Raw genomic sequence first — 8325 nt, forward strand, 5'->3', positions numbered from 1 at the left:
GCGGCGCCTCGACCGGCGGTGCCACGCGCGGGGCCGGCGGTGGGGCATCCAATTCCGCCAGGCGGTCGATTGGCTCCTCCGCGAGCGCGCAGTCGACTCCAGCCTCCAGATAGAAGGCGAGAAGCTCACGGACGGTGGGTGCGGGTTCGGGTATCATGAGAAAGTCTGACTATTAGTTCAGTTTAAGGCGCCTTGCACCCCGGCGAAACGCATTTCCGAGGTTGTCCTACCCGGAAAAATCGGAAACAAGAGGGCGCAATCGACCAAGGACCGTCTCAAGGGCTGAGATCAGATGAGCACCGAAGAACTTCCCCCGCGCGAATCCATGGAATTCGACGTCGTCATCGTCGGCGCCGGCCCCTCGGGCCTGTCCGCTGCGATCCGGCTGAAGCAGCTCAACGCCGATCTCAACGTCGTCGTGGTGGAGAAGGGCTCCGAGGTCGGCGCGCATATTCTCTCGGGCGCTGTGATCGATCCGGCCGGGCTCGACAAGCTGATCCCGGACTGGCGCGAGGATTCCGACTGCCCGCTGAAGACCCAGGTGAAGGACGACCGCTTCTATTGGATGACGGCTGGCGGCGCGATCAAGCTGCCGAACTTCATGATGCCGCCGCTGATGGACAATCATCACTGCTTCATCGGTTCGCTCGGCAATGTCTGCCGCTGGCTAGCCCGTAAGGCCGAAGCGCTCGGCGTCGAGATCTATCCGGGCTTTGCTGCGGCCGAGGTGCTCTATGACGAGGAGGGCAAGGTCAAGGGCATCGCCACCGGCGACATGGGCGTCGGACGCGACGGCAAGCCGAAGGACTCCTTCACCCGCGGCATGGAATTGCTCGGCAAGTACACGCTGTTCGCCGAAGGCGCCCGCGGCAGCCTGACCAAGCAGCTCATCGCGAAGTTCGCGCTGGATGCCAAGAGCGAGCCGGCGAAGTTCGGCATCGGCCTCAAGGAAGTCTGGCAGATCGACCCCGCCAAGCACCAGAAGGGGATGATCCAGCATTCCTTCGGCTGGCCGCTCGACATGAAGACCGGCGGCGGCTCCTTTCTCTATCATTACGACGACAATCTCGTCGCCGTCGGCTTCGTCGTGCATCTGAACTACGACGATCCCTATTTGTCGCCGTTCGACGAGTTCCAGCGCTTCAAGACCCATCCCTCGATCCGCGGCACTTTCGAGGGTGGCAAGCGGCTCGCTTACGGCGCGCGCGCCATCACCGAGGGCGGTTATCAGTCGGTGCCGAAACTCAGCTTCCCCGGCGGCGCGCTGATCGGTTGCGCGGCGGGCTTCGTCAACGTGCCGCGCATCAAGGGCGTGCACAATGCGATGGGCACCGGCATGCTCGCGGCCGAGCACGTCGCGGCAGCGCTCGCCGCCGATCGCACCAATGACGAGCTCGTCGAATACGAGAACGCCTGGCGCTCGTCCTCCGTTGGCAAGGACCTGTTCCTGGTGCGCAACGTCAAGCCGCTGTGGTCGAAGTTCGGCACCGTGCTCGGCGTCGCGCTCGGCGGCCTCGACATGTGGTGCAACACGCTGTTCGGCGCCTCGCTGTTCGGCACGCAGTCGCACGCCAAGCCCGATCGCGCCACGCTCGATCCGGCCAAGAGCCACGTGCCGAAGAACTACCCGAAGCCCGACGGCAAGATCTCATTCGACAAGCTCTCGTCCGTGTTCCTGTCCAACACCAATCACGAGGAGGACCAGCCGGTCCATCTCAAGGTCACGGACATGAACCTCCAGAAGACGTCCGAGCACGACGTGTTCGCCGGTCCCTCGAATCGCTATTGCCCGGCCGGCGTCTATGAATGGGTCGAGGAGGGTTCGAGCCCGCGCTTCCAGATCAACGCCCAGAATTGCGTCCACTGCAAAACCTGCGACGTGAAGGACCCCAACGGCAACATCACCTGGGTTCCCCCGGAGGGCGGCGGCGGCCCGAATTACGAGGCCATGTAAGGGCACCGAGTTACCAAGGGTGATCTTGCGCACGTTCACGTGAGCACCCGGCTGCGGCGACCCGCCGCGGCCACGATAAGGCCATAGTAGCAGCGTCTTGGGGCTGCTCCGACCGGTCACTTGGCCGATTTGGGGCGTGCGGAGGGGATCGTCCGGCCCGAATCCTTGCGGCGAAGCGCCAAAAGCGGCATTGTCGGCCGGACGGTTCCGGGTCCGGATGCCACCGGCCGCGTTCGCATGCGATACGGCCCTTTGCTGCAAACCCAGGCACTACCAACTCAAGGCGAGCCCTGATGTTTTCAAATCGTTTCAACCGCTGGACTGTTGCCGCCATCGCCCTCATGGGCACAGCGATCGCGACCGTCCCGGGTAGCGTTCTGGCGCAGACGCCGGATCACCCGGAGAACACGGCGGCGCAGTTTCCAACCCGAAATGATCTGAAGTCGCTCACCGGTGCCGGCAGCTATCTCGCCGCCCGCCATGCCAGCGTCGAGCGCGACGCGGCCTCTGCCGCCGCGTTCTACCGCTCGGCCCTGCGCACCGATCCCAAGAACAACGAGCTGCTCGACCGCGCCTTTATCTCGTCGGTCGCCGACGGCGACATCGAGGAGGCGGTCAAGCTCGCCGAGCGCGTCCTCACCATCGACAAGACCAACCGCGTCGCGCGTCTCGTCGTCGGCGTGCATGATCTCAAGGTGAAGAAGTACGCGGCCGCGCAGACCAACATCAGCCAGTCGATCCGCGGCCCGATAACCGATCTCGTCGCCACGCTGCTGTCGGGCTGGGCCGCCTATGGTGCCGGCGACGCCAAGGGTGGTGTTGCCACCATCGACAAGCTCGCAGGTCCCGAATGGTATCCGCTGTTCAAGGACCTTCACGCCGGCATGATCCTCGAGCTCTCCGGCAAGGAGAAGGACGCCGGCACCCGCTTCGAGCGCGCCTACAAGCTCGACGATTCCATGCTGCGCGTGAGCGAGGCCTATGCGCGCTGGCTGTCGCGCAACAAGGATTCCGCCGCCGCGACCACCGTCTATCAGGCCTTCGACAAGAAGCTCGCGCGTCATCCGCTGATCCAGGAAGGCCTGCGCGAGACCAAAGCCGGCAAGAAAATGCCGCCGCTGGTCGATTCCGCCCAGGCCGGCGCCGCTGAAGCGCTCTACGGCATCGGCGCCACGCTGACCCGCCGCGGCGGCGAGGATCTGGCGCTGGTCTATCTCCAGCTCTCGCTCTACCTCCAGCCGACGCATCCGCTGGCGCTGCTTTCGCTCGCCGATCTCTACGAATCGGTGAAGCGGCCGCAGATGGCGATCAAGGTCTACGAGCGCGTGCCGGCGAGCTCGCCGCTCAAGCGCAACGCGCAGATCCAGCTCGCCATTGATCTGGATTCCGCCGACCGGACCGACGAGGCGATCAAGATCCTCAAGGGTGTCACCACGGAGGACGCCAAGGATCTCGAAGCCATCATGGCGCTCGGCAACATCGAGCGCGGCCGCAAGAGGTTCGGCGACTGCGGCGCGACCTATTCGCAAGGCGTCGACGTGCTGCCGGCCGGCAACGACAAGGCCAACAGCGTCTGGTACTATTATCGTGGCATCTGCCAGGAGCGTTCCAAGCAGTGGGCCAAGGCCGAGGCCGACATGAAGAAGGCGCTCGAGCTGCAGCCCGACCAGCCGCACGTCCTCAACTATCTCGGTTATTCCTGGATCGACCAGGGCGTGAACCTCGACGAAGGCATGAAGATGATCAAGCGTGCCGTCGAGCAGCGTCCCGACGACGGCTACATCGTCGACTCCCTCGGCTGGGCCTATTACCGCATCGGCAATTACGAGGAAGCGGTGAAGAATCTCGAGCGCGCGATCGACCTCAAGCCCGAGGATCCCACCATCAACGATCACCTTGGCGACGCCTATTGGCGCGTCGGCCGCACGCTGGAAGCCAAATTCCAGTGGTCGCACGCCCGCGATCTCAAGCCCGAGCCGGAAGAGCTGCCCAAGATCGAGGCCAAGATTGCGAACGGGCTGACCGACGACAATTCGAACTCTTCGGCCGCGCAGGCGGAAAAGAAGAAGGACGACGGCAAGGGCGGCTAGGCCGTCGCATGATCCGGAAAAGTGTGTAGCGGTTTTCCGATGAGATCATGCGCGACGAACAAGTGAAGTTGGGGGCGTGTCGCCGATGCCGGCGTTGATTGAAGAAGGACGGGCGAAGGTCAATCTCAGCCTTCGCGTCGTGGGCCGCCGTGCCGATGGCTATCATGATCTCGAAAGCGTGGTCGCATTTGCCGACTGCGCCGACCGGCTTACGCTGGAGCCGGGCGGCGAGCTGAAGCTCACCACCACCGGGCCGCTGGCCGAGGCCTGCGGCGAGATGTCCGACAATCTCGTGTTCAAGGCCGCCAAGCTGTTGGCCGAGGCCGTGCCGGGCCTGAAGCTGGGCGCGTTCGCGCTCGACAAGGTGCTGCCGGTTGCGGCCGGCATTGGTGGCGGCTCTGCCGACGCCGCGGCTGCGCTGCGGCTCTTGGCCCGTCTCAACAATTTGTCGCTCGATGATCCCAGGCTCCAGAAGGTCGCGCTCGCGACCGGCGCCGATGTGCCGGTGTGCCTTTTCTCGCGCGCCTGCGACATGACCGGCGTCGGCGAGCAGCTGCTGCCGCTCGCACTGCCGAGCATGCCTTGCGTGATGGTCAATCCGCGCGTGCCTGTCGCCACCAAGGACGTGTTCCAGGCGCTGGGCCTGCGCAACGGCGAACTGCTGGTCGGCGTGACCGACGTCATCCGCGCCCCGGCTTGGCCGGAGGAGGGCGCCTCCATCACCGATTGGGTCGACGTTCTCGACACCGTCGTCAACGATCTCGAAGCGCCTGCGCTACGCATCGAACCTGTCATCGGCGAGGTGCTGGAAGCCTTGCGCTCTTCCACCGGCGTCAAGCTTGCCCGCATGTCCGGCTCGGGCGCGACGTGCTTTGCAATCTACGGCTCAGCCGCCGATGTGCATGCCGCCGCCGAAAAGATCCGGCGCGACCATCCCGGCTGGTGGGTGCATGCGGGGACGTTGAGCTAGCTGCTTCGTCAAAGACACTGCCGGAGGGTGGGCAAAGCGACTTGTCCGCCGTAGCTCGAAGAGCGAAGGCGGAAGCGTGCCCACCACTTCCAAGAACGTGGGCACGGCGCTGTCGCGCCTTTGCCCACACTACGGCAGTTGTGCTAACCCGCGCTGTCCCCGTCGAGCCCCAAGAACCGCCGGATCTCACTCAACACCTCCTGCGGCTTGTCGTGCTGCAGCCAGTGTCCGGCGCCTGGGATGGTCTCGACGCGCGCGTTCGTGAAATACCGCTCCAGGCCCGCTGACCTGGCACCGGCGAGAAAGCTTTCGCCGGCGTTCAACAGCAGCGTCGAGCAGGCAATGCGGGCCCACAGCGCGACGTGATCGTCCGGCCAGAGCCGGTGCGGCGCCGAGGTGCGCTGATGGGGATCGAACTTCCAGCTATAACTGCCGTCCTCGTTCTGCCGGGCGCCGTGCGTGGCGAGATGCAGCGCGAGCTCTCGGGAGAGACGTTTGTTGTGAAGCACCATCTGCGCCGCCGCAGCCTCGAGGGTTGAATAGCGGCGCGGTGTGCGGTCATGCAGCTTGTCGAGCTGGCCGACCCACTTGCTGATGCGCTCGTGCGCCGGGGCCTTCGGCGTATCCGGCAACATGGTCACGCCGTCGAGCACGACCAGCTTCGAGACCTTTTCAGGGAATGACCCTGAAAAGATCAGGCTCACCATGCCGCCCATCGAATGGCCGATGAGAGTCACCTGAGGCGCTGCGATGGTGCGAACGAGCTGGGCGAGATCGTAGACATATTCGGTCAGTGCGTAGCTGCCGCCCCTGGTCCATTCGGAATCGCCGTGGCCGCGCAGGTCGGGCGCGATGATGTGAAAATGCGGTTGCAGCGACCGGGCGATGACGTCCCAGCTCCGGCAGTGATCGCGGCCGCCATGGACCAGAATGAGAGGCGGTGCGCTCTCATTGCCCCAATCGGCGTAATGCAGCCGCAGGCCATGCGATTCATAGAAGCGATCCTGCGGGGTGCTAGCCATTTGCCGGCCGCCGCGCCAAGGCCAGCGACAGGCCGAGACCTGCAATGAAGACGCCAGAGCCCTGCGTGAGACGCTGCATCAGATGCGGCCGTCCGATCAGCTGCGTGCGTGTCGCGGAGGCCATCAGCACCACGACGATATCGGCGAGCGTGTTCAACGCCACCGAGATCGCACCTAACATGATGAATTGCAGCGTGGGGTTCGATGCCGTGGGATCGAGGAATTGCGGAATGAAGGCGAGGAAGAACGCGGCGGTCTTTGGGTTCAACGCCTCGACCAGCACGCCGTCGCGGAAGGCGCGCTTGTCGCCGACGGCTTCGTTATCGAGCGCCAGCGTGCGGCCGGCGCTGCGAAACGTCTTGATGCCGAGCCAGACCAGATAAAGCGCGCCGACGAACTTCACCGCGGCAAACAGCTCGGCGCTGGCAAGGATGATCGCGGAGATGCCCACGCTGCCGGCGACCACATGAACCAGTCCGCCCAGCGCGGTGCCCGCGGTCGATGCAAACCCGCTGGCGCGCCCCTCGGACAGGGTCCGTACCGCGACGTAGAAGATGCCGGGACCGGGAATTGCGGCAATGAGACAGGCTGCGGCCAGGAACGGCCAGAAATTGGTTTCGATCATCCCGTTTTGGTAGCGCAGCGTGCCGCGATTGCAAGGCCTCTCGTTGAGTCCACGCGGGGGAGAGCAGCGCGCTCCTGCCGATCGCCAGCACCCTGAGGCGCGAGCGTCAGATCGCAGCGCTCAATGCGACCGCGCCAGGCAGAACGCCACCACCTGCTCCAGCGCGCTCTTCATCGGCGAGGAGGGGAACAGCGCCAGCGCGTCCACCGCCATGGCGCCGTAGTGCTGGGCGCGGCTCAGCGTATCCTCGAGCGCGCGGTGCTTGTTCATCAGCCCGATGGCATGGTCGAGGTCGGAATCGCCGATCTCGCCACGCTCCAGCGCGCGGATCCAGAACGCGCGCTCGGTGTCGTTGCCGCGGCGGAAGGCGAGCACGACCGGCAGGGTGATCTTGCCCTCGCGGAAATCGTCGCCGGTGTTCTTGCCGAGTTTTGCGCTCTTGCCACCATAGTCGAGCACGTCGTCGACGAGCTGGAAGGCGATGCCGAGATTCATGCCGACCGAGCGGCAGGCGGTCTGCTCCGCCTTCGGGCGGTTCGCGATGACGGGGCCGACCTCGCAGGCGGCGGCGAACAGCTCGGCGGTCTTGCCGCGGATCACGGCGAGATATTCGTCCTCGGTGGTCGCGGTGTTCTTGGCGGCGGCGAGCTGCATCACCTCGCCCTCGGCGATGGTGGCGGCGGCCGCGGAGAGGATGTCGAGCGCGCGGAGCGAGCCGACCTCGACCATCATGCGGAAGGCCTGGCCGAGCAGGAAGTCGCCGACCAAGACGCTTGCCTCGTTGCCCCAGAGCATGCGCGCCGACAGCTTGCCGCGGCGCATCTCGCTCTCGTCGACGACGTCGTCATGGAGCAGGGTGGCCGTGTGCATGAACTCGACGCTTGCTGCGAGCTTGATGTGGCCGTCGCCGGTGTAGCCGGCGAGGTTGGCCATCGCGAGCGTCAGCATCGGCCGCAGCCGCTTGCCTCCGGAGGAGATCAAATGGTTGGCCACTTCCGGGATCATGGTCACGTCCGAACCCGTCCGCGACAGGATCGTGGCGTTGACGCGCTCCATATCAGGAGCGACAAGGGCAACCAGCTCTTCGATCGACGCGCCGGGAGTTTCGAAAGGTACGATGACGGCCACGCCGGTCTCCAATATTTGCCCCGGAAGGGCTATTCTGACGGAAAGACAATAGAAACTGGCAGCGGATGCGGCAAGGCCTGCGGAACCATTGACATTTGCCGCTTTAGCCCCCTTTGGGCAGGAGACCTCTCGTTTTGCGTGAACTGGTTCGGACCAACGATATGGTGCTGGTGTCGGCGATCGGCGCGCTGCTCGACGGCGCCAACATCCATCATCTGGTGCTGGACCAGAACATGAGCATCATCGAGGGCTCGCTCGGCATTTTGCCGCGGCGGATCCTGGTTCATGAGGACGATGCCCAGGAGGCCAGGGACCTCCTCACTGAGGCCGGCCTCAGCCACGAACTGCGCGGCAATGAGTGAGGCCGCAAATATTACCGAGGACGCCTTTCTCGGGGGGCAGTTGCGGCTGAGGCAGAAGCGGTCCGGTCATCGCGCGGGGCATGATGCCATCCTGCTTGCGGCGGCGACGGAGGCCAGGGCAGAGGACCGCGTGGTTGATTTCGGCGCCGGTATCGGCACGGCCGGGCTGGCGCT

General features: G+C 64.9%; 7 protein-coding genes and 2 pseudogenes. 5 read left to right on the top strand and 4 right to left on the bottom strand.

The genetic code is table 11. The features are described 5' to 3' along the window. A pseudogene (locus MOV74_RS24500) lies at nt 1-157 on the bottom strand (uracil-DNA glycosylase); the annotation flags it as partial. Between the two features lie 135 nt (nt 158-292). On the opposite strand from MOV74_RS24500, the gene MOV74_RS24505 reads away from it, so the two are divergent. The 3 genes from MOV74_RS24505 (at nt 293) to MOV74_RS24515 (ending at nt 5014) form a co-directional block, all read left to right on the top strand. Further along, nucleotides 293-1954: an electron transfer flavoprotein-ubiquinone oxidoreductase gene (locus MOV74_RS24505; protein ID WP_246928396.1), complete on the top strand. Its 1662-nt coding sequence runs from the start codon at nt 293-295 to the stop codon at nt 1952-1954. A 293-nt stretch (nt 1955-2247) separates the two neighbouring features. Further along, nucleotides 2248-4044 carry a tetratricopeptide repeat protein gene (locus MOV74_RS24510; protein WP_246928398.1) on the top strand — a complete coding sequence of 599 codons (1797 nt, stop codon included), beginning with the start codon at nt 2248-2250 and terminating at the stop codon, nt 4042-4044. A gap of 85 nt (nt 4045-4129) precedes the next feature. Next, nucleotides 4130-5014 (top strand): 4-(cytidine 5'-diphospho)-2-C-methyl-D-erythritol kinase, encoded by an 885-nt coding sequence (locus MOV74_RS24515; RefSeq protein ID WP_246928400.1) that lies wholly within the window; start codon nt 4130-4132, stop codon nt 5012-5014. A 143-nt stretch (nt 5015-5157) separates the two neighbouring features. Here MOV74_RS24515 and MOV74_RS24520 read toward each other — a convergent pair whose 3' ends face one another. The 3 genes from MOV74_RS24520 to MOV74_RS24530 all read right to left on the bottom strand — a co-directional run bounded on the left by MOV74_RS24520 (nt 5158) and on the right by MOV74_RS24530 (nt 7789). Continuing rightward, entirely contained in the window at nt 5158-6036 is an 879-nt protein-coding gene (locus MOV74_RS24520; RefSeq protein ID WP_246928403.1) for an alpha/beta fold hydrolase, read from the bottom strand. Continuing rightward, a complete protein-coding gene (locus tag MOV74_RS24525; protein WP_246928405.1) occupies nt 6029-6661 on the bottom strand; it encodes a LysE family translocator in 633 nt (210 codons plus the stop codon). Before MOV74_RS24525 ends, MOV74_RS24520 begins: the two co-directional genes overlap by 8 nt. A gap of 120 nt (nt 6662-6781) precedes the next feature. Then, nucleotides 6782-7789 (bottom strand): polyprenyl synthetase family protein, encoded by a 1008-nt coding sequence (locus MOV74_RS24530; RefSeq protein WP_026202916.1) that lies wholly within the window; start codon nt 7787-7789, stop codon nt 6782-6784. Between the two features lie 134 nt (nt 7790-7923). On the opposite strand from MOV74_RS24530, the gene MOV74_RS24535 reads away from it, so the two are divergent. Continuing rightward, nucleotides 7924-8151 (top strand): DUF2007 domain-containing protein, encoded by a 228-nt coding sequence (locus MOV74_RS24535; RefSeq protein ID WP_246928408.1) that lies wholly within the window; start codon nt 7924-7926, stop codon nt 8149-8151. Further along, nucleotides 8144-8325, top strand: a pseudogene (locus MOV74_RS24540) (methyltransferase); the annotation flags it as partial. The gene MOV74_RS24535 and the pseudogene MOV74_RS24540, both read left to right, overlap by 8 nt.

It is taken from the genome of Bradyrhizobium sp. SHOUNA76 (genome assembly GCF_023006445.1).
In the GTDB taxonomy this organism is placed as follows: Bacteria; Pseudomonadota; Alphaproteobacteria; order Rhizobiales; family Xanthobacteraceae; genus Bradyrhizobium.

Excerpts from the sequence above, each read along its gene's own strand:
- MOV74_RS24515 (WP_246928400.1), top strand. The coding sequence starts at position 4,130 with ATGCCGGCGTTGATTGAAGAAGGACGGGCGAAGGTCAATCTCAGCCTT.
- MOV74_RS24520 (WP_246928403.1), bottom strand. The coding sequence starts at position 6,036 with ATGGCTAGCACCCCGCAGGATCGCTTCTATGAATCGCATGGCCTGCGG.
- MOV74_RS24505 (WP_246928396.1), top strand. The coding sequence starts at position 293 with ATGAGCACCGAAGAACTTCCCCCGCGCGAATCCATGGAATTCGACGTC.
- MOV74_RS24510 (WP_246928398.1), top strand. The coding sequence starts at position 2,248 with ATGTTTTCAAATCGTTTCAACCGCTGGACTGTTGCCGCCATCGCCCTC.
- MOV74_RS24525 (WP_246928405.1), bottom strand. The coding sequence starts at position 6,661 with ATGATCGAAACCAATTTCTGGCCGTTCCTGGCCGCAGCCTGTCTCATT.